Here is a 19,399-nt window from a genome sequence, read left to right on the forward strand (position 1 = left end):
AGCGAAGCCGAAACGCCGAACTCTTGATCTCGCTCAAGCGTGGGGCAGATCCCCTCAGGAACCGTCGCCCTTGAGGATGTAGGGGAGGATACGCTGGGCCTGCAGCCAGTAGCCGGCGACGGCCACCTCGCTGCGCTGGGTGCCCACGCCGAGACGGCCTTCTACCCAGTAGGGCAGGTGCAGCTTGGACAGCCAGAGATCGTGGCTACCCTTGACGTAGACGATCTGGTTGCCGGGCGGCGGTGGTACGTGGATGCAGGCGCCGTAATAGGGGACCAGCAGGAATTCGGTGACCTCGCCTTCTTCGGTGACCATCAGCGGCACCACGTAGCCGGGCAGGCGCACCTCCTGGCCGTCCAGCGCGGCCACCGTGGGGGCGTCCGGCCAGGGCTGACTGGCGGCCGGGCCGTCTTCGCCCAGGCCGTGGTCGATGCTGCCCGGGTTGAAACGCGGCGCATCGGCGGGCACCAGTTCGCGCCAAGCGAGTTGGCGGGGTTCGGCCTGGGCCCAGGACAGCCAGCAGAGCAACAGCAGGAGCGCCAGGCGCATGGTGGGGCCTCGTCTACAAACGCACGGAAAACCCGTCCGTGAGGGCCTGGCGACAGCCGCGCCAGGCCGGAATGCAGCCGAGCACCAGCGCCGCGAGCAGGATACCGCCGAGCAGTTGCCCATCGTAGAGCGAGGGCCAGTCCAGCGGCAATGCCAGGCCGTATTCCGCCAGCAGCCAGGGCCGACCAATGGCGATGGCGCCGTAGAGCAAGGCCAGACCGCCCAGGCAGCCAGCCAGGGTGAGGGCGAGGGCCTCGGCCAGCAGCAGGCCGAACAGGTGGCGTGGCTGGGCGCCGACCGAGCGCAGGATGGCCATCTCCCGTCGCCGCTCGTTGAGGCTGGCGAGCAGCGCGGTCAGCATGCCGACCAGGCCGGTGAGCACCACGCACAGCGACATCACCAGCAGTGCCTGCTCCGCGGTGCCGAGCAGGCCCCAGAGTTCCTGCAGGGCCACGCCGGGCAGGATGGCCATCAGCGGTTCACCGCTGTAGTCATTGATCGCGCGTTGGAGGGCGAAGGTGGCCACTCGGCTCTTGAGGCCGACCAGAGCGGCGGTGAGGTCCTTGGGCGTGAGATCGCGCTGGCGCACCTCGGCGTCGCTGAGGGACGGGCCGGGCATGCCGCCGCGCCAATCCAGGTGCAGGGCGCTCATGCCGGTGAGCGGGATGTGCAGGGTGCGGTCGACCGGGGTACCGGTGGGGGCGAGGATGCCAACCACGGTAAAGGGATGGTCGCTGTGTTCGGTCAGGCTGATGGTGGCGACGCCATGGGCCAGCACGAGCTTGTCGCCCAGCCGATAGTGCAGCGCCTTGGCTACCTCGGCACCCAGCACCACCTCGAAGACGTCGTTGAAGGGCCGGCCCTGGGCCAGGCGCAGCGGTTGGTTGCGACCATAGTGATAGTGGGCGAAGTAGTTGCCGTCGGTGCCCAGTACCCGGTAGCCGCGGTGGGAGTCGCCCAGGGACAGCGGGATGGTCCAGGCCACGCGCGGATCGGCGGCGAGTTTTTCGTAACTGTCCCAGCGGATGTTGTTGGTGGCGTTGCCAATGCGGAACACCGAGTAGAGCAGCAGATTGACCGCACCGGAGCGCGCGCCCACCACCAGGTCGGTGCCGGCGATGGTGCTGGCGAAGCTGGCCTTGGCCTCGCTGCGCAGGCGTTCGACACCCAGCAGCAGGGCGACCGAGACGGCGATGGTGAAGACGGTGAGCAGGGCGGTGGCGCGGCGATTGCGCAGGCTGGCCCAGGCCAGTTGCAGGAGGGGCATCCTAGGTCTCCGGCCGGACGGCGTTGAGCTGGGCCAGGGGCAGGTGGCGGTCGAAGCGCCCGGCCAGGCTGCGGTCGTGGCTGACGAACAACAGGCCCGCACCGGCGGCAGCGCACTCGGCGAACAGCAGGTGCAGGAAGGCATCGCGGTGATCGCTGTCCAGCGCCGAGGTGGGCTCGTCGGCGATCACCAGTTCCGGCTGGCCGATCAGGGCGCGGGCGGCGGCAACCCGCTGCTGCTGGCCGATGGATAGCTCGCGAGCCGGGCGCCCAGGCAGGCTGGGATCGCTCAGCCCCAGGGCGTGGAGCAGGGTGAGCGCGGCGCGCTGCGGATCACCATGGCGCGTGCTGGCGCGTTCGCGGCGCAGGGCCGAGAACTGGCAGGGCAGCAGAACGTTGTCCAGCACCGAGAGAAAGGGTAGCAGATTGAATTGCTGGAAGAGAAAGCCCGAGTGGTCGACGCGAAAACGATCGCGCCGGGCGGTGGAAAGCTGTCCGAGATCCTGGCCGAGCAACCGTACCTGGCCGCGGGTGGGACGCTGCACGCCCCCAAGCAGGCCGAGCAGGGTGGTCTTGCCGCTGCCCGAGGGGCCTTCGAGAAACAGCGTCTCGCCCCGCGCCAGTGAGAAGCGCCGGATGTCCAGGCATTCCGCCTGGCCGGGCCAGGCGAAGCCGAGATTCTCGATCTCGACCAGGGCAGCCGTGGTCAAGATCGCCTTACCACTTCAGCTGCGGTTGCTTGGCCGTCAGCTCGGCGCCTTTTTGGCCGCTGGCGACGATGGCCTGGACCTCCACGCTGTGGCTGTTGGGGAAGCGAGCGAACCAGCCGGAGAGATCCAGGCTGTCGAGGGCGGTCGGCTTGCTGCAGTTGAAGCTCATGCTGGCTTCCACGTCCAGATGGCCGCTCGCCTTGGCATCCGCGGCGAACAGGGGGCTGACCGCCGTGGCTTCGGCCAGTTTGCACTCAGCCGCGGCCGGCAGCTTCACCAGCGCCTGGGGGTTTTCCAGGCTCTGCCGGAGGGCGGCGACGGCGTCCTTTTCCGCCTGGCTGCGCGGGGCGTGCTCGAAACCCACCAGGTCGGCCGCCGGACTGCGCCACTGTAATTCCAGACCAGTGTCGGTCTGGGCCATATCGAGGTGGGATTCCCCATGCACATGGGCGCCGAGTGAGCCGTGCTCATGCTCGTCGTGGTCATCCTGGTTGCCGTGGGCGAAGGCGGGTTGCGCGAGCGCGGCAGCGAGGCAGAGGGTCAACAGGGGCAGGCGCATGGGAGGCTTCCAGTGAGCGAGAAGGCGCTATGTTATGTTGTAGCTTTTGCGCGCCGCAACCTCGGTTTGGCGTCGGCCGGTGGCTGTGGGAGCATGGGCCTTCGTAAGACGAGGAGAACACCATGGTACGCATTCGCGGAACCATCGGCAGCCAGCCCGTGGATTTGACGGTGGAGCTGGATGACGCCGACTGGCAGCGCCTGGCCGCAGCCCTGCGCCCAGCGGAGGCACCCGTAGCTGCCATGGCCGCCGCGACCCCCAGCGGCCCCAAATCGGGTGGCGACATGCTGTGGGATCAGGTGGTGAAGTTGCTCAGCTCAGCCGGGCGGTTGAGCGGGCCGGACATCCTCGTGGCGTTGGAGAAGCTGACCGGCAATCTCGGTGTGGCCAAGCAGTTGCTGGTACGACTGCGGCATAGCCCGCAGGTGCGCATGGAGCGGGTGGGGGAGGCGCAGTTCTATATCTGGCAGGGGTGATCTGGTTGGTGGGCAGTGGAAAACGCTGTGCGGTTTTCCACGCTACGCAATGTCCACCGCGGCGGGTGAGGTCCCGCTGTGGATAAGGCTGCGTCCAGCACGAGGCAGCCTTTATCGGTGCGCGTCTAGTACAGCGCTTGGTACAGCCGGCGGCGGTAGGTGGCGACCAGCGGGTGGTCGTTGCCCAGCAGGTCGAAGACCTGCACCAGGGTCTTGCGCGGCAGGTCGTCGCCGTAGCCGCGATTGCGGCGGAACAGTTCCAGCAGACCATCCAGTGCCGGCTCGTATTGCTGGCGAGCAAGTTGCTGCACGGCCAGCTGGTAGGCGGCTTCGTCGTCGCCGGCATCGCGGGCCAGGCGGCTCTTGAGGTCGGCGACCTCGGGCAGGCTGGCGGCCTGGCGCAGGAAGGTCAGCTGGGCGCGGGCTCCGGCCAGGGCTTGTTTGTGCTCGTCGCCCTTGACCGCATCCAGCACCGCCTGGGCATCGTCCAGTTCACCGCGCTCGGCCAGGCAGCGGGCATAGAGGATCAGCGCCAGGGCATTGCTGTTGTCTTCTTCCAGGAGGGCCTTGAGCAGCGCCTCGGCTTCGGCGAAACGACCCTCGGCGAACAGCGCCTGGGCCGCCTCCAGCGGGTCTTCCTCGGCCGGCGGCAGTGCCTGGACATGGGGTTCGAGCAGGGCACGGATGGCCGATTCAGGCTGGGCGCCGGCGAAGCCGTCCACCGGCTGGCCGTCCTTGAACAGCACCACGGTGGGCAGGCTGCGGATGCCGAATCTCATCACCAGTTCCTGCTCGATGTCGCAGTTGACCTTGGCCAGGTGCAGGGCGCCGCCGTAGGACTCGGTGATCTTGGCCAGCAGCGGCATCAGCACCTTGCAGGGCGCGCACCACTCCGCCCAGAAGTCCACCAGTACCGGGGTAGTGAAGGAGGCATCGATGACCTGTTGCTGGAAGGTATCGAGGGTGGCGTCGAAAATGTAGGGGACCTGGCTCATGGCGGACTCGGCAAACGAAAGATGCACTATAGGTGGGGGCGCCGGGCTTGGAAACAAGGCAGGCCGGTTCAGCCCTGGTAGAGCGCCACGCGGCTGAATTCGTCCGGCTCGGCGAGATCGGGCAGGGTGCAGGCCTGGAGTTCGGCGATCCGGGTGAAACCGGGGTGGGCGAGGTCGCGGATCCGCGAATCGGCCAGCAACATCATCTCGGTGCGAGCCTGCAGGAGATCCAGCAAGGGCAGGTTGGCGCGGTCGTAGAGGACGTCGGCCGCCAGGATGAGCTCCGAAGCGCTCGGTGCTGGCGTGCAGATCGTCCAGCGTCTCGATTTGCACAGCGTTGGCCCGGGCATTGGCACGACAGGCTGCGAGTGCCAGGGGATCGAGGTCGCAGCAGATCACTCGCGCGGCCCCGGCCCGGGCCGCGGCGAGTCCAGCGACGCCCGAGCCACTGCCGAAATCCAGCACCTGGCGCCCGGCGATGTGCTCGGGATGGGCGGCGATCCAGCGCGCCAGCGCTAGACCGCTGGCCCAGCAGAAGGCCCAGTAGGGCGGTGCCTCCAGCAGGCGCTGGGTTTCCGCGGGGGAAAAGGCCCGCGCCATGTTGGCCGGATCGATCAGCCACAGCGACAGGTCGCTGTCGGGCAATGCCTGCAGGGAGAGGCGGGCGTCGTCCAGCAGGGCCGTCAGCGCGACGGCGAGGTCGGCAGGGGGCGTCACGGACTCTGGTTCAGCACCAGTTCGCCCAGATTTTGCGTGGTCGGTCCGCCGACATTCACCGGCGGTAGATAGCTGGCCAACTGACCAGCCTGGATCAGGCGGGCGTGGAATTCCACCTTGAGATCCGGGCGGGTGGGAAAGATCTCGGGATTGAAGGGTAGGCGGAACGCCAGGGGCGCGCCCTTGCCGGTCACCGTCTCGCTGGCCAGCAGTCGCTGCGGCAGCCCCTTGGCGTTGACTGCCAGCAGGGCGATCTCCACCTGGGCGCCGGCCGGAACCAGCCCCTGGGCATTGCGCAGGACGCCGGAGATCTCGCGCAGATTGGCCGGGGTCGGCGCGCCGGCTACCGGTACCGGCTCGTCGGCCGGGGTGGTGGGCTGCGGCGGGGTAGCTTCGGGTGGGCTGGAGCAGGCCGCGAGCAGACCGGTGAACAGCAGGGGCAGGAGGACGCGTGGGGTCATGGCGGGATCCGGAGGTCGCGGCCGGCGAGGGCTGCACGGGAGGCTGGGGAGGTCGTCGAACACAGGGCGCTCTTATAGCTCGGCGGCCCCTGGCTGTCGATTCGTCCGGCACCCGGAGGTTCCCGGCAGGGGGTGATCGGGTACCATGAGGGCTTTCCCTTCCGGCGGTCGACCCTCCCATGCATTGTCCCTTCTGCGGCGCCCACGACACCAAGGTCACGGATTCCCGGCTGGTTGCGGCCGGCGAGCAGGTGCGCCGGAGGCGTGAGTGTCTGGCCTGCCAGGAACGCTTCACCACCTTCGAGACCGCCGAGCTGGTGCTGCCGCGGCTGATCAAGCAGGACGGCACCCGCCAGCCCTTCGACGAGGACAAGCTGCGCGCCGGCATGCAACGTGCGCTGGAAAAGCGGCCGGTGAGTGTGGAGCGCCTGGAAGAGGCCATCGCCCTGATCAAGCATCGGCTGCGCGCCACCGGCGAGCGGGAGATCCGTTCCCGGGTGGTGGGCGAGCTGGTGATGGACGAGCTGCGCAAGCTGGACCAGGTGGCCTACATCCGCTTCGCCTCGGTCTATCGGCAATTCCAGGACCTGGCCGAATTCCGCGACGAGATCGAGCGCCTGGCCCAAGACCCGGGCAAGCAGCCGGTATGAGCGCCGCCAACGGGATGAATGACGAATTCTGGATGGCGCGCGCCCTGGCCCTGGCGGCGCTCGGACGCTACAGCACGGCGCCCAATCCGCGGGTCGGCTGCGTGATCGTCCGCGCCGGCCAGGTGGTGGGCGAGGGTTGGCATCGCCAGGCCGGCGAGCCCCATGCCGAGGTGCACGCCCTGCGCCAGGCGGGCGAGGCCGCGCGCGGCGCCACCGCCTATGTCACCCTGGAGCCCTGTAGCCACCATGGCCGCACGCCGCCTTGCGCCGATGCCCTGGTCGCGGCTGGCGTGGCCGAGGTGGTGGCAGCCATGACCGATCCCAATCCGCTGGTGGCCGGCCGTGGCCTCGCGCGTCTCGCCGCCGCCGGTATCGCCACCCGCGCCGGGGTGCTGGAGGCCGAGGCGCGAGCCCTCAATGCCGGATTCATCCAGCGCATGCTGACCGGGCGGCCCTTCGTGCGGGTCAAGCTGGCGCTGAGTCTGGATGGCCGGACCGCCATGGCCAATGGTGAAAGCCAGTGGATCACCGGTCCGGTGGCGCGCCAGAGCGTCCAGCGACTGCGTGCCGAGGCGGGCGTGGTGATCACCGGCGCCGATACCGTGCTGGCCGACGGCGCCCGGCTCACCGTTCGTCCGAGTGAATTGGGCCTGACCGGCGAGGACCTGGACCTGGCCACCCTGCGTACGCCGCAGCGATTGCTGGTCGATGGCCGCGGCCGGGTGCCGCTGACGGCGCCTTTCTTCCAGGCCGGCGCGGCGCGGGTCGCGGGCATTGCCCTGGACGCTCCCGGTTATGCCGCGGCCGGCCATGACTACCTGGCGCTCCCGAGGGCTACCGGTCAGGTCGACCTGGCGGCCCTGCTGACCCGCCTGGGTACGGAGCAGGTCAACGACGTCCTGGTGGAAGCCGGCCCGCGTCTGGCCGGTGCCTTCGCCCAGGCCGGGCTGGTCGACGAATATCACCTGTTCCTCGCGCCCAGGTTCCTCGGCTCCAGCGCCCGGCCGCTGCTGGACTGGTCGCTCGAGCACCTGGCCGAGGCGCCGCAGCTCAGGATCGTCAGTACCACGCCGGTGGGCGCAGACCTGCACCTGATCGCCCGCCCCCTGCGCGACACCTGACGCCCCTGGCCCCCTGGCTGCAACTGTGTTACAAAACCTGCGCCACCTTGGAGTGGCAAGTTCTCAGGGCGGGGTGCAATTCCCCACCGGCGGTAAAGCCGGAGTGGTCGGGACGAGCCCGCGAGCGCTCCTTCGCCCTCTGTGGTGGGGGAGGTCAGCAGACCCGGTTGGATTCCGGGGCCGACGGTCATAGTCCGGATGAGAGAGAACGGGATAGCCTCGCCTGGCAGGGGTGCGAGCCCCTCGTCCGTCTGATTTCCCTTCTGTCCGTGCGCCCTGTTTTTTCACCGAAACAGGAGTTCGTCGATGTCTAGCTGCACTGCCTTTTCGGCTCCGCCTCTTGGAGGCCTGAGCTGATGTTTACCGGAATCATCGAAGCCCTCGGCGAGATTCGCGCCCTCACGCCCAAGGGCGGGGACGTGCGCCTCTATGTCGCCACCGGCAAGCTCGACCTGGCCGACGTCAAGCTCGGCGACAGCATCGCCGTCAACGGGGTCTGCCTCACCGCCGTGGAACTGCCTGGCGATGGCTTCTGGGCCGACGTCAGTCGCGAGACCCTGAGCCTCACCAGCCTGGGCGGCCTCAAGCCCGGCAGCCGGGTCAACCTGGAGAAGGCGCTGATGCCCACCAGCCGTCTCGGCGGTCACCTGGTCAGCGGCCACGTGGACGGCCTCGGCGAAGTGGTCTCCCGCGCCGATAACGCCCGCGCCGTGCAATTCCGCCTGCGCGCCCCGGCCGAGCTGGCGCGCTACATCGCGCTCAAGGGCTCCATCACCGTGGATGGCGTCAGCCTCACGGTGAACGCGGTGGACGGCGCCGAGTTCGAGCTGACCATCGTCCCCCACACCCTCGGCGAGACCATCATGGCCGACTACCGTCCTGGTCGCCGGGTGAACCTGGAGGTGGACCTGCTGGCCCGCTACCTGGAGCGCCTGCTGCTGGGCGACAAGGCCGCCGAATCCAGCAAGGGCGGCCTCACCGAAAACTTTCTCGCCGAACATGGCTATCTGCAGCGCTAAGGACGACACCGTGGCACTTTCCAGCATCGAAGACATCATCCAGGACATCCGCGCGGGCAAGATGGTCATCCTCATGGACGACGAGGACCGCGAGAACGAAGGCGACATCATCATCGCCTCCGAATGCGTCACCGCCGAGCACATCAACTTCATGGCCCGCCACGCCCGCGGGCTGATCTGCATGCCCATGAGCAAGGGCCTCTGCGAGCGCCTCAACCTGCCGATGATGGCCAGCCGCAACGCCTCCGGCTTCGGCACCAAGTTCACCGTCTCCATCGAGGCCGCCGAGGGCATCAGCACCGGCATCTCTGCCGCCGACCGCGCGCGTACCGTGCAGGCGGCCATCGCCAAGGACGCCAAGCCCGGCGACGTGGTCAGCCCCGGCCACATGTTCCCGCTGATGGCCCAGCCCGGTGGCGTGCTGGCCCGTGCCGGCCATACCGAAGCCGCCTGCGACCTGGCGCGCATGGCCGGTTTCGCCGAGAGCGGGGTGATCTGCGAGGTGATGAACGATGATGGCACCATGGCCCGTCGTGACGAACTCGAAGCCTTCGCCGAGCAACACGGCCTCAAGGTCGGCACCATCGCCGACCTCATCCACTACCGCCTGCTCCACGAGCACACCGTCAAGCGCATCGACGAGCAGCAGCTGGAGACCGAACTCGGCCCGTTCAAGCTGGTGACCTACCGCGACGAGGTGGAGGGCGACGTCCACCTGGCGCTGATCCGGGGCGACCTGGCCGGCCAGGAGTTGCCGCTGGTGCGGGTGCACAACATGGACCCCCTGCGCGACCTGCTGCAGGTGCAGCAACCGGGTCGCTGGAGTCTGCGTGGCGCCATGGAGCGCGTGGCCCGCGAGGGCACCGGCGTGGTGCTGCTGCTCGGTCACTCGATCGAGGGCGACGACCTGCTGGCGCACCTGCGCGAACCGCTGCCGGTGCCCAAGGCGCTGTCCACCTACAGTACCGTCGGTGCCGGTTCGCAGATCCTGCGCGACCTGGGCATTCGTCAGATGCGCCTGCTCAGCTCGCCGATGAAGTTCAACGCCATATCCGGCTTCGACCTGGAAGTAGTAGACTATCTGCCTCCTGAAGAATGACCCTTCCGCCTGGCGTGCCTCGCCCGGGTGGTGTGGCGCGCTTCACCTGGATTTCCACGGACGGCCTGGCGCTGCCGGCCGTCCGGCTCTTTGACAACTGGACCCGCACATGAACATCAAGACCTTTGAAGGCACCTTCATCGCTCCCCAGGGCCGCTTCGCCCTGGTGGTCGGCCGTTTCAACAGCTTCGTCGTCGAGAGCCTGCTGCAGGGCGCGATCGACGCCCTGGTGCGCCACGGCATCAAGCCGGACGACCTGACCATCATCCGCGTCCCCGGCGCCTTCGAGATCCCGCTGGCGGTGCAGAAGATCGCCCAGCGCGACGAATTCGACGCCATCATCGCCCTCGGCGCGGTCATCCGTGGCGGCACCCCCCACTTCGAATACGTGGCCGGCGAGTGCACCAAGGGCCTGGCCCAGGTTTCCATGGAATTCGGCGTCCCGGTGTCCTTCGGCGTCCTGACCGTCGATTCCATCGAGCAGGCCATCGAGCGTTCCGGCACCAAGGCCGGCAACAAGGGCGCCGAAGCGGCCCTGTCCGCTCTGGAAATGGTCAGCCTGCTGGCGCAGCTGGAGGCCAAGTGAGCGGCGATCTGACTCCGCCCGCGGCTGGCAAGCCCGCAGGCAAGAAGGCCCCCACCGGCAAACTGGCTGCCCGCCGCGAAGCGCGCAGCCTGTCGGTCCAGGCGCTGTACCAGTGGCACATGGCGGGCCAGGCGATCAACGAGATCGAGGCGCAGTTTCGCGTCGACAACGATTTCGCCAAGGTCGACGGCGCCTACTTCCATGAAATCCTGCATGGCGTACCGGCTAACAAGGGCGAGATCGATGGTTTGATCCTGCCCTGCCTGGACCGCGCCATGAACGAGGTGGACCCGGTCGAGCTGGCCGTGTTGCGGCTGTCCTGCTACGAATTGCTCAAGCGCATCGATGTGCCCTATCGCGTGGTGATCAACGAGGGCATCGAGATGGCCAAGATCTTCGGCGCCACCGACGGCCACAAGTTCGTCAACGGCGTGCTGGACAAGCTGGCGCCCAAGCTGCGCAGCGCCGAGTTGCGCGGCAAGCGCTGAGTCGCTTGCGCCGGCATGGGTGAATTCGAACTCATCCGTCGTTATTTCGCCGCGGCGCCCTGCGCCCGTGGCGGTCCCGGCGTGGCGCTGGGCATCGGGGACGACTGCGCCCTGCTGTCGCTCGCCCCGGGTGAGCAACTGGCGGTGTCCACCGATACCCTGACCGCCGGGGTGCACTTTCCCGATCCCTGCCCGGATGCCCATGGCCTCGGCCAGCGCGCCCTGGCGGTGAGCGCCAGCGACCTGGCCGCCATGGGCGCCGCACCGCTGGGCTTCACCCTGGCGCTGACCCTGCCGTCCGTCGAGCCGGCCTGGCTGGAAGGGCTGGCCGCGGGGCTCGCGCAGATGGCCGAACAGTGCGAGCTGCGCCTGGTCGGTGGCGATACCACTCGCGGGCCGTTGTCCCTCACCCTCACGGTGTTCGGCCGAGTGCCGGCCGGGCAGGCGCTCTTGCGCAGCGGTGCCCGGCCGGGCGATCTGCTGTGCCTGGGCGGTGCGCCCGGTGAAGCCGGTGGGGCCTTGCCCTTCGTCCTCGGCCAGCGTCCTTTGGCTGGTGCAGCCAGTCAGCACCTGCTGGAACGCTACTGGGCACCCCAGCCGCAATTCGCCCTCGGCCTCTGGCTGCGCGGGCGGGCGACGGCAGCCCAGGACGTCTCCGACGGCCTGGTGGCCGATTGCGGTCATGTCGCCGCTGCCTCCGGGGTACGGCTGGTGGTGGAGACGGCCCGGCTGCCGGTGAGTCCGGCGCTGGCCGAGCTGTTTCCGGCCGACGAGGTTCTGCGCCTGGCCCTGGGCGCGGGCGACGACTATCTGCTGGTCTTCACCCTGCCAGCGGAGCAGGCGCCGGCCCTGGCCGCCGCCTGGCCCGAGGCGCGGGTGATCGGCCGGGTCGAGGCGGGCAGTGGCGTCACGGTGCTCGCTGCCGACGGTCAGCCGCTGACCCCGATACACACCGGTTTCCAACATTTCTAGCGCCCTGGCGCGGAGTCCTTCCTTGAGCGAACACCAAGCCCCCGCCCAGCCGGTCCTCCTGTCGGTCTGGCGCGATCCCTGGCACTTCCTGGCCTTCGGCCTGGGCTCCGGCACCCTGCCCAAGGCGCCCGGTACCTGGGGCTCACTGATCGCCTTGCCCTTCGTGCCGCTGTGGCAGCTGCTCACCGGCTGGAGCTATCCGCTGTTGCTGGTGGCCCTGACCCTGTTCGGCTGCTGGCTGTGCGGCAAGGTGGCCCGGGAGCTGGGTGTGCACGACCACGAAGGCATCGTCTGGGACGAGATGGTCGGCATCTGGATCACCTTCTGGCTGGCGCCACCGGGGTTGATCTGGCTGCTGGTGGGTTTCGTCGCCTTTCGCGTACTAGACATCTGCAAGCCCTGGCCAATCCGCTGGCTGGATGTCAATGTCCGCGGCGGTGTCGGCATCATGGTCGACGATGTACTGGCCGGCATCCTCGCCTGGCTGGTGGTTCAGGGACTACATCTGGGTTGGGGTCATCTCGTCGGCTGACGGGACACAGGCCCAAGGAGCAGGGCGTGAAAAGACTCGGTACCTGCGGCCTCCTGCTGGCCGTCAGTACGTTCGCCTGGGCGCAGACCCAGGTCAGAGTCGTGGGCTTGTTCAACGGCGCGGCGGTGGTCAACGTCAATGGCCAGCGCAAGCTGCTCAAGGTCGGGCAGCGTCTGGACGACATCGAGGTGGTCAGCGCGGATTCCCAGCAGGCGGTGTTGCGCATCGCCGGGCGCACCCAGGCGTTCACCCTCGACCGTGAATACAGCGACGGCTACAGCGCGCCCCAGCGCCGCGAATTCAGCGTGCCGCGCAGCAACAATGGTCATTACCAGGTCACCGCCAGCATCAATGGCCGCTCGGTGGCCCTGCTGGTGGATACCGGTGCCACCAGCGTCGCCCTGAGCGGCGCCCAGGCCGACCAGCTGGGCATCAAGTATCGCGATGGCACGCCAGGCTGGGTGGAGACCGCCAGCGGTCATTCCCGCGCCTGGCGGACCACCCTCAACCAGGTCCGCCTGGGCGATATCGAGGTGCTCGGGGTAGAGGCCATGGTGCTGGAAGGCAACTATCCCAGCCAGGGCCTGCTGGGCATGAGCTTCCTCAATCGCGTCGGCTGGCGCGAGGCCCAGGGCATCTTCTACGTCCAGGCGCGTTGATAGATCGCGACGTGTCGTCGTCATAACCCCTGGCGATGACGCCGGGCCGGGGGAAAAGGTTACAATGTACGTCTTTCCCCGCCAGGAGCCCGCAGGTGTCCGTCGTCTTTGTCGCCGCCTCCCAACTACCCACCCCCTTCGGCCTGTTCACCATGCACGGTTTCCTCGATGAGACCGATGGCAAGGAACACGTCGCCCTGACCTTCGGTGACGTGGCCGATGGCGAGCCGGTGCTGGGCCGCCTGCATTCCGAGTGCCTGACCGGCGACGCCCTGTTCAGCCTGAGATGCGATTGCGGCTTCCAGCTGGAGGCGGCGCTGCGTGCCATCGCCGAAGCCGGGCGTGGGGTGCTGCTCTACCTGCGCCAGGAAGGGCGGGGCATCGGCCTGCTCAACAAGATCCGCGCCTACGAGCTGCAGGATGCCGGTGCCGATACGGTGGAGGCCAACGAACGCCTGGGCTTCGGCGCCGACCAGCGGACCTACGCCCTGTGCCAGCCGATGCTGGAACATCTCGGTGTGACCTCGCTGCGGCTGATGACCAACAATCCGCGCAAGGTCAAGGCGCTCGAGGCCCTGGGCATTCCAGTGGCCGAGCGGGTGCCTCTGCAGGAAGGTCTCAATCCGCACAATCGGCGCTATCTGCTGACCAAGGCCGGCAAGCTCGGCCATATGCTCGGCAATCTGCATCAGAACGAAGAGACTGCCGAGTCCTGATCAACCGGTCGTGCGCGCCGGCTCCAGGCGCTGCGCGGCTTCCTGCAGTTCCAGTACCTGCTGATCCACGTTGCGGCTGGCACCCAGGGTGGCCTGGGCCAGGTCGGCGCTGCGCCGGGCCTGGTCCAGGCTGGCCTCGGTGCGTACCTGCAGCTGGTTGCCGCTGGCATCCAGGCTTTCCAGGGTATGGCTGATCTGCGTCAGGTGTTCCTGCAGCAGGCCGACATCGCGGTCGATGGCGCCGAGCGCTTCCTGGGCCTGGTCCGAGCGACTGCGTGAGGTCTGGGCGTCTTCCTTGCAACGCTGCATGGCGGCCACCGCCTGTTCCGACAGGGCGCGGATCTGGTCGAGAATGCTGGCGATCTCGCGGGTCGAGTCCGCCGAGTGGTTGGCCAGGCGGCGCACCTCGTCGGCCACCACGGCAAAGCCACGGCCCTGATCACCGGCGCGGGCCGCCTCGATGGCGGCGTTGAGCGCCAGCAGATTGGTCTGCTCGGCGATGCCACGAATGGTATCGGTGACATGCCGTACGGCATGGGTCTGTTCGTTCAGCGCGCTAATGGTCCCGGCGGACGTGCCTATGGTGCCGTCGAGGGTCTCCAGGTCACGGGCCACCTGGCCCACCAGCAGGTTGCCATGGTCGCTACCACTACGGGCGCGGACCGACAGGCCGCTGCTGTCACGCACGTGGGTGGCCATCTCCTGGCTGCCCTGGAGCATCGCCTGCATGGCCTTGGCATTGGCCTCCGCCGCCTGGCGCTGCTGCTCGGCCTCCTGGCTGGCGTGCTGGGCACCGCGTTGGAGGCCTTCGGCGTCCTTGCCGAGGGTCTGGGTGACGTGCTTGACGGTCTGCAGCGAATTGTCCAGTCGGTCGACGAAGCTGTTGATCCAGGTGGCCAGTTCGCCGGCTTCGTCAGCGCGGAAGCCTTGCCGATCTAGGCGTTGTTCGAGACTGCCGCCGCATTCGGCGATGTCCAGGAAGAAGTCGCAGAGCCTGCGCAGGCGGCGGGTGCAGGGCGCCACCACCAGAGAGGCGTAGAGCAGGGCGGCGAGGCCCGCACTACCCAGGGCGAAGGCACCCTGCCAGGCCGGTTGCCAGAGGCTCAGGGCGGCCTGCAGGCCCCAGGCACCGCCCGCCAGCAACAAGGCGCCGAGCAGCAGGTGCTGGGTCAGGCTGCCGCCACGGTAGGCTTCCTCCAGATCGGCCTCGCAGAGCAGGCCCCAGGTGTCCGGCGAACCCGGTAGTTGCAGGGTGAGGCCGGCGCCTATCACCGGGACGTGGCGGTAGTCGGAGTAGCCGGGATAGGTGACGAAGAGGTTGCGGCCCTTGCGGATGGTCTCGCGTACCCCGGGATGCAGCTCCCTGGTCGCCGGCGCGGTGAACTTCAGTTCGAATTCGGTGTGTTCGCGCACCCGGACCGTGCCGAAGGGCGTCGCCACCCCCTGTTTGAGGTTGTCACCGGCGGTGAAGGTGGCGTCTTCGAAGCGCGAGCGCGACAGCGCCGTTCCCGCGGCGATGCTGGGATCGGCGACGGCCTTGATCATGAACAGATAGTTGTCGCCGGAATCCGGGAAGACGTGGCCCGCTTCACGCTGGATAAGATCGCTGAGCACGTCGTTGGGCAGGCGCAGGCAGAGGCAGCCCAGCGGCCGGCCTGCCTGGCGCAGCGGCTGGTGGAACATGAGGGTGACGGCGTCATGGAAGGCCGAGGTGGTCGGCCCCAGGGCAAGGGTGACCGGGTCGCGATAGGGGCCTTGCAGGAAGGGCCCCTGCAGGCCGCGGGCGAGGGCTTGGCCGTCGTGGCGGCTGCCCTGGCGCTGGCGTGCGGTGGAGGCGAGGATCAGGCCGTGGGCGTCCACCACGAAGAGTTCCGAGGCACTGGAGAGGTGCGCCAGGGATTCGTCCAGGCTACGCGGATCGAGATTCGGCCAATCGGCTTCGAGCATGGCGGCGATACGTTGCAACTGCTGCCAGTGCCTTTGCGTCCAGGACAGCAGCAGGTCCCGCCGGGTATTGGCCAGGCCGGTGAAGGTCTTTCCCAGGCGGGCCTGGCGACCCCCATTACGCAGACAGGCCCAGCCGCGGGCGAACTTACCATTCCGGCCCAGCCAGGGCAGCCAGCGGCGCTCTTGGCCGCTCAATTCCATGTCGCTCATGAAGCCAAGTCCTTGCAGCCGATAGGGGTAATGCCTTATCGGCTAGCATGAGCGAGGCTTCAACCCCGAGCTAGAGGGGTTTGGACGAGGCGGCGAGATGGCGGGATCAGCGGTGCGGCCGCCCGGCTCAGGCCGAGGCGCCGCGGGCCAGGCGGGGTGCCTCGGAGGTTGCTGTGGTGTCCAGCAGCGCCAACCGCTCGCGCACCGCGCGTTCGATGCCGGCAGCGTCCAGCCCGCACTCGGCGAGCATCTCGGCCGGCTTGGCGTGTTCGATGTAGCTATCCGGCAGGCCCAGGTTGAGCACCGGCAGGACCAGGGCATTGGCCTGCAGGAATTCGTTGACCGCGCTACCGGCGCCGCCCATGACGCTGTTCTCCTCGACGGTGACCAGCAGGTCGTGGTCGGCGGCGAACTGGCGGATCAGCGCCTCGTCCAGCGGCTTGACGAATCTCATGTCGGCCACGCTGGCATCCAGCCCCTCGGCGACCTGCAGGGCTTCGGCCAGCTGCACGCCGAAGACCAGGAAACCGACGGTGGGGCCATTCTTTAGGCTGCTCTGGCGACGCACCACGCCTTTACCGATAGGCAGGGGTTCCAGGCCCGGATCGAGGGCGGCGTTGGGGCCACTGCCACGGGGATAGCGCACCGCGGCCGGGCCCTGGTGGCGATAGCCGGTGGTGAGCAGGCGGCGCAGCTCGTTCTCGTCGCTGGGCGCCATGATGACCATGCCGGGGATGCAGCGCAGGTAGGCCAGGTCGAAGCTGCCGGCGTGGGTCGGGCCGTCTTCGCCCACCAGACCGGCGCGGTCGATGGCGAAGAGCACGTCCAGGTTCTGCACCGCCACGTCATGGATCAGCTGGTCGTAGGCGCGTTGCAGGAAGGTGGAATAGATGGCCACCACCGGCTTCATGCCGTCGCAGGCCAGGCCGGCGGCCAGGGTCACCGCATGCTGCTCGGCGATGGCCACGTCGAAGTAGCGCTCGGGGAAGCGCTCGGCGAAGCGGATCAGGTCGGAGCCTTCCTTCATCGCCGGGGTGATGCCCACCAGCTTGGGATCGGCGGCGGCCATGTCGCACAGCCAGTCGCCGAAGATGTTGGAGTACTTGGGCGCGCCGGGGCGCTTGGGCTTGGCGTCCAGCGGCTCCAGCTTGGTGATGGCGTGGTAGCCGATGGGGTCGGCCTCGGCGATGGACAGGCCCTTGCCCTTGCGGGTGATCACGTGGAGGAACTGCGGCCCCTTGGCGTCGCGCAGGTTGCTCAAGGTGGTGACCAGGGTCGGCAGGTCGTGGCCGTCGATGGGGCCGATGTAGTTCCAGCCCAGTTCCTCGAACAGGGTGCCGGGGACCAGCATGCCCTTGGCGGCCTCTTCGGTGCGGCGGGCGATTTCCCAGGCGCCGGGCAGCTTGGAAAGGGCCTTCTTGCCGTTCTCGCGCAGGTGCTGGTAGGTGCGGCTGGAGAGCAGGCGCGCCAGGTAGTTGGACAGGCCGCCGACGTTGCGCGAGATGGACATGTCGTTGTCGTTGAGCACCACCAGCATGTTGGCGCCGGTGTCCGAGGCGTGATTGAGCGCCTCGAAGGCCATGCCCGCGGTCAGGGCGCCGTCGCCGATCACCGCCACCGACTTGCGCTCGATGCCCTGCAGCTGGGCGGCGATGGCCATGCCCAGGGCGGCGCCGATGGAGGTGCTGGAATGGCCGACGCCAAAGGTGTCGTACTCGCTCTCGCTACGCCGCGGGAAGGCGGCCAGGCCATCCTTCTGGCGCAGGCTGGCCATGCCCTCGCGGCGACCGGTGAGGATCTTGTGCGGATAGGCCTGGTGGCCGACATCCCACACCAGCCGGTCTTCCGGGGTGTTGAAGACGTAATGCAGGGCGACGGTTAGCTCGATGACGCCGAGGCCGGCGCCGAAGTGACCACCGGTCTGGCCCACTGTCCACAGGAGAAAGGCGCGCAGTTCGTCGGCGACGGCTTCCAGCTCGGCATCACCGAGCTGGCGCAGCTGGAGCGGCGAGTCGATGCGGTCGAGCAGGGGCGTCGCGGGACGCTGGCGGGGAATCTCGTGAAACGTCTTGGGCATCTGGCTGATCACTTTGCGCAGAGAATTAGGCAGTTTACCCGATGCCCGCGTGGCATCCCAACAGCGGGTAGGGCGTCTTGTTATGCCCCTGTGACAACGGACCCGGTGGCAAATGCGGCCCGGGTCTCGAGTTTTTCCGCGGGCAGCGGCTCAGCTGCGCCGTCCGACGATATAGCGGGCCAGGGCACGCAGGGGCTCGGCGCGTTCGCCCAGGTGCGCGATGGCGGCCAGCGCCCCGTCGCACAGCTCCAGGGCATAGGCCTTGGCGGCCTCCAGGCCGAGCAACGCCGGATAGGTCGGTTTGTCGCGGGCGAGGTCGGCGCCCTGGCGTTTGCCCAGCGTTTGAGTGTCGCTCTCTATGTCGAGGACATCGTCCCAGACCTGGAAGGCTAGGCCGATGGCCTGGGCGTAGCAGGCCAGGGCCTCACGGTCGGTCGCGGTGGCGGCACCACTGGCGAGGGCGCCGAGCTGGACACTGGCGGCGATCAGGGCGCCGGTCTTGTGCAAATGCATGGTTTCCAGCGCCGGCTGGTCGATGCGTCGACCGACCGACTCCAGGTCGATGGCCTGGCCGCCGACCATGCCCGCCGGACCGCTGGCGCGGGCCAGCACGGCGACCATCTCCAACCGCACGGCGGCGTCCTGCGGTGCTGCCAGCAGGGTCTCGAAGGCCAGGGTCTGCAGGCCGTCACCGGCGAGGATGGCACAGGCTTCGTCATAGGCCTTGTGGGTGGTGGGCCGGCCGCGGCGCAGGTCGTCGTCGTCCATGGCCGGTAGGTCGTCGTGCACCAGGGAATAGGCGTGGATCAGCTCCACTGCGCAGGCTGCCTGGTCGGCGCGTACCGGATCGCCGCCCAGGGCCTCGCAGGCGGCATAGACCAGCAGCGGCCGTACTCGCTTGCCGCCGCCCATGACGCTGTAGGCCATGGCTTCGTAAAGCCGACCGAGCTCTGGACGCGGCGCTTCGAAGAGGGGCGTGAGGGCGCTGTCGACGCGAGCCTGGCAGCGCTGCTGGTAGGCCTCGATCATGCCTCGTCCCCGGTGGGGGCGAAGGGGGCGGCCGTGAGCTCGCCGTCCTTCTCCAGCAGGATTTGCACCTTCTGCTCGGCCTGGGCCAGGGCGCCCTGGCATTCACGGGTCAGGCGGATGCCTTGTTCGAAGGCGCCGAGGGAGTCCTCCAGGGACAGCTCGCCGCTTTCCAGGCGTTCCACCAGGGTCTGCAATTCGGCCAGGGATTGTTCGAAGTCGGGAGCTTTCTTGCGGGCCATCGGGATTCTCGGCAGACGCGATCGGATCGCGGGAAGGTAGCAACAGGTCAGCCATTGTGCCACAGCCATTGGCGCCGCTTGACGCCGTGGCCGGCCAGGGCCTAGGGTAGCGCCATGACCAAGCGCAGCCCCCAACGCCCCAGCATTATTACCGCCATTACCTGATGGCGGGACAGCGTTAGCTGCGCAACCAGACCCGCCCAAGAGGCGGGTTTGTACTTTCTGACTCCTGGGCCCCGACGAAACACCCCAGGAGCCCACCATGACCGCCCAGGAACCCGCCACCGCTCTCTTGCAGCGCTATGCCCGCAAGATCCTCGAA

20 protein-coding genes, 2 pseudogenes and 1 riboswitch are annotated in these 19,399 nt (G+C 68.3%); of the genes and pseudogenes, 11 read left to right on the top strand and 11 right to left on the bottom strand.

The genetic code is table 11. The features are described 5' to 3' along the window. Positions 1-54: 54 nt before the first annotated feature. From RND78_RS25125 to RND78_RS25140, 4 genes are read right to left on the bottom strand one after another with little or no spacing between them, the layout of a single operon-like run. On the bottom strand, positions 55-549 hold the full coding sequence (locus tag RND78_RS25125; RefSeq protein WP_312732681.1) for a DUF3299 domain-containing protein: 495 nt from the start codon (positions 547-549) through the stop codon (positions 55-57). Positions 550-562: 13 nt separating this feature from the next. Then, complete coding sequence (locus tag RND78_RS25130; RefSeq protein ID WP_312732682.1) at positions 563-1,816, bottom strand: ABC transporter permease; 1,254 nt, start codon at positions 1,814-1,816, stop codon at positions 563-565. Position 1,817: 1 nt separating this feature from the next. Then, positions 1,818-2,525 (bottom strand): ABC transporter ATP-binding protein, encoded by a 708-nt coding sequence (locus RND78_RS25135; protein ID WP_312732683.1) that lies wholly within the window; start codon positions 2,523-2,525, stop codon positions 1,818-1,820. 7 nt (positions 2,526-2,532) lie between these two features. Beyond that, a complete protein-coding gene (locus tag RND78_RS25140) occupies positions 2,533-3,084 on the bottom strand; it encodes a DUF2796 domain-containing protein (protein WP_312732684.1) in 552 nt (183 codons plus the stop codon). 122 nt (positions 3,085-3,206) lie between these two features. Between RND78_RS25140 and RND78_RS25145 the strand changes: the two genes are divergently transcribed. Continuing rightward, positions 3,207-3,560: a hypothetical protein gene (locus RND78_RS25145; protein ID WP_059232137.1), complete on the top strand. Its 354-nt coding sequence runs from the start codon at positions 3,207-3,209 to the stop codon at positions 3,558-3,560. A gap of 125 nt (positions 3,561-3,685) precedes the next feature. On the opposite strand, the gene trxA is transcribed toward RND78_RS25145, so the two are convergent. The 3 genes and pseudogenes from trxA to RND78_RS25160 form a co-directional block, all read right to left on the bottom strand. Then, positions 3,686-4,555, bottom strand: coding sequence for a thioredoxin (trxA, locus tag RND78_RS25150; protein WP_312732685.1), 870 nt, complete (start codon positions 4,553-4,555; stop codon positions 3,686-3,688). A gap of 68 nt (positions 4,556-4,623) precedes the next feature. Next, positions 4,624-5,272: pseudogene (locus tag RND78_RS25155) on the bottom strand (50S ribosomal protein L11 methyltransferase). Beyond that, positions 5,269-5,733 carry a YbaY family lipoprotein gene (locus RND78_RS25160; protein ID WP_312732686.1) on the bottom strand — a complete coding sequence of 155 codons (465 nt, stop codon included), beginning with the start codon at positions 5,731-5,733 and terminating at the stop codon, positions 5,269-5,271. Before RND78_RS25160 ends, RND78_RS25155 begins: the two are co-directional and overlap by 4 nt. 179 nt (positions 5,734-5,912) lie before the next feature. Between RND78_RS25160 and nrdR the strand changes: the two genes are divergently transcribed. The 10 genes from nrdR to ribA all read left to right on the top strand — a co-directional run bounded on the left by nrdR (position 5,913) and on the right by ribA (position 13,575). Then, positions 5,913-6,383 (top strand): transcriptional regulator NrdR, encoded by a 471-nt coding sequence (gene nrdR / locus RND78_RS25165; RefSeq protein ID WP_007161213.1) that lies wholly within the window; start codon positions 5,913-5,915, stop codon positions 6,381-6,383. Beyond that, positions 6,380-7,504 (top strand): bifunctional diaminohydroxyphosphoribosylaminopyrimidine deaminase/5-amino-6-(5-phosphoribosylamino)uracil reductase RibD, encoded by a 1,125-nt coding sequence (gene ribD / locus RND78_RS25170; protein WP_312732687.1) that lies wholly within the window; start codon positions 6,380-6,382, stop codon positions 7,502-7,504. The genes nrdR and ribD overlap by 4 nt, the downstream gene beginning before the upstream one ends. Positions 7,505-7,559: 55 nt before the next feature. Beyond that, a riboswitch (FMN riboswitch) is annotated at positions 7,560-7,718 on the top strand. Positions 7,719-7,860: 142 nt separating this feature from the next. Then, entirely contained in the window at positions 7,861-8,523 is a 663-nt protein-coding gene (locus RND78_RS25175) for a riboflavin synthase (RefSeq protein WP_312732688.1), read from the top strand. Beyond that, positions 8,504-9,622 carry a bifunctional 3,4-dihydroxy-2-butanone-4-phosphate synthase/GTP cyclohydrolase II gene (gene ribBA, locus RND78_RS25180; RefSeq protein WP_409457127.1) on the top strand — a complete coding sequence of 373 codons (1,119 nt, stop codon included), beginning with the start codon at positions 8,504-8,506 and terminating at the stop codon, positions 9,620-9,622. The genes RND78_RS25175 and ribBA overlap by 20 nt, the downstream gene beginning before the upstream one ends. A 109-nt stretch (positions 9,623-9,731) precedes the next feature. Next, a complete protein-coding gene (gene ribE, locus RND78_RS25185) occupies positions 9,732-10,208 on the top strand; it encodes a 6,7-dimethyl-8-ribityllumazine synthase (RefSeq protein ID WP_007161209.1) in 477 nt (158 codons plus the stop codon). Further along, positions 10,205-10,696: a transcription antitermination factor NusB gene (gene nusB / locus RND78_RS25190; RefSeq protein ID WP_409457128.1), complete on the top strand. Its 492-nt coding sequence runs from the start codon at positions 10,205-10,207 to the stop codon at positions 10,694-10,696. The genes ribE and nusB overlap by 4 nt, the downstream gene beginning before the upstream one ends. 15 nt (positions 10,697-10,711) lie before the next feature. Further along, on the top strand, positions 10,712-11,668 hold the full coding sequence (thiL, locus tag RND78_RS25195; RefSeq protein WP_312732690.1) for a thiamine-phosphate kinase: 957 nt from the start codon (positions 10,712-10,714) through the stop codon (positions 11,666-11,668). Between the two features lie 22 nt (positions 11,669-11,690). Next, on the top strand, positions 11,691-12,200 hold the full coding sequence (locus RND78_RS25200) for a phosphatidylglycerophosphatase A (protein ID WP_312732691.1): 510 nt from the start codon (positions 11,691-11,693) through the stop codon (positions 12,198-12,200). 26 nt (positions 12,201-12,226) lie between these two features. Then, positions 12,227-12,859 carry a TIGR02281 family clan AA aspartic protease gene (locus RND78_RS25205; RefSeq protein ID WP_312732692.1) on the top strand — a complete coding sequence of 211 codons (633 nt, stop codon included), beginning with the start codon at positions 12,227-12,229 and terminating at the stop codon, positions 12,857-12,859. Positions 12,860-12,954: 95 nt separating this feature from the next. Continuing rightward, complete coding sequence (gene ribA / locus RND78_RS25210; RefSeq protein ID WP_312732693.1) at positions 12,955-13,575, top strand: GTP cyclohydrolase II; 621 nt, start codon at positions 12,955-12,957, stop codon at positions 13,573-13,575. Here ribA and RND78_RS28525 read toward each other — a convergent pair. The 4 genes and pseudogenes from RND78_RS28525 to RND78_RS25230 all read right to left on the bottom strand — a co-directional run. Next, a pseudogene (locus RND78_RS28525) lies at positions 13,576-14,088 on the bottom strand (methyl-accepting chemotaxis protein); the annotation flags it as partial. 1,771 nt (positions 14,089-15,859) lie between these two features. Then, positions 15,860-17,809, bottom strand: coding sequence for a 1-deoxy-D-xylulose-5-phosphate synthase (gene dxs, locus RND78_RS25220; protein ID WP_312732695.1), 1,950 nt, complete (start codon positions 17,807-17,809; stop codon positions 15,860-15,862). Positions 17,810-17,959: 150 nt separating this feature from the next. Beyond that, on the bottom strand, positions 17,960-18,838 hold the full coding sequence (locus RND78_RS25225) for a farnesyl diphosphate synthase (protein WP_312732696.1): 879 nt from the start codon (positions 18,836-18,838) through the stop codon (positions 17,960-17,962). Further along, positions 18,835-19,077: an exodeoxyribonuclease VII small subunit gene (locus RND78_RS25230; protein ID WP_312732697.1), complete on the bottom strand. Its 243-nt coding sequence runs from the start codon at positions 19,075-19,077 to the stop codon at positions 18,835-18,837. Before RND78_RS25230 ends, RND78_RS25225 begins: the two co-directional genes overlap by 4 nt. Positions 19,078-19,399: the final 322 nt, after the last annotated feature.

Source organism: Pseudomonas oryzihabitans, from assembly GCF_032027545.1.
Classification (GTDB): Bacteria; Pseudomonadota; Gammaproteobacteria; order Pseudomonadales; family Pseudomonadaceae; genus Chryseomonas; species Chryseomonas oryzihabitans_F.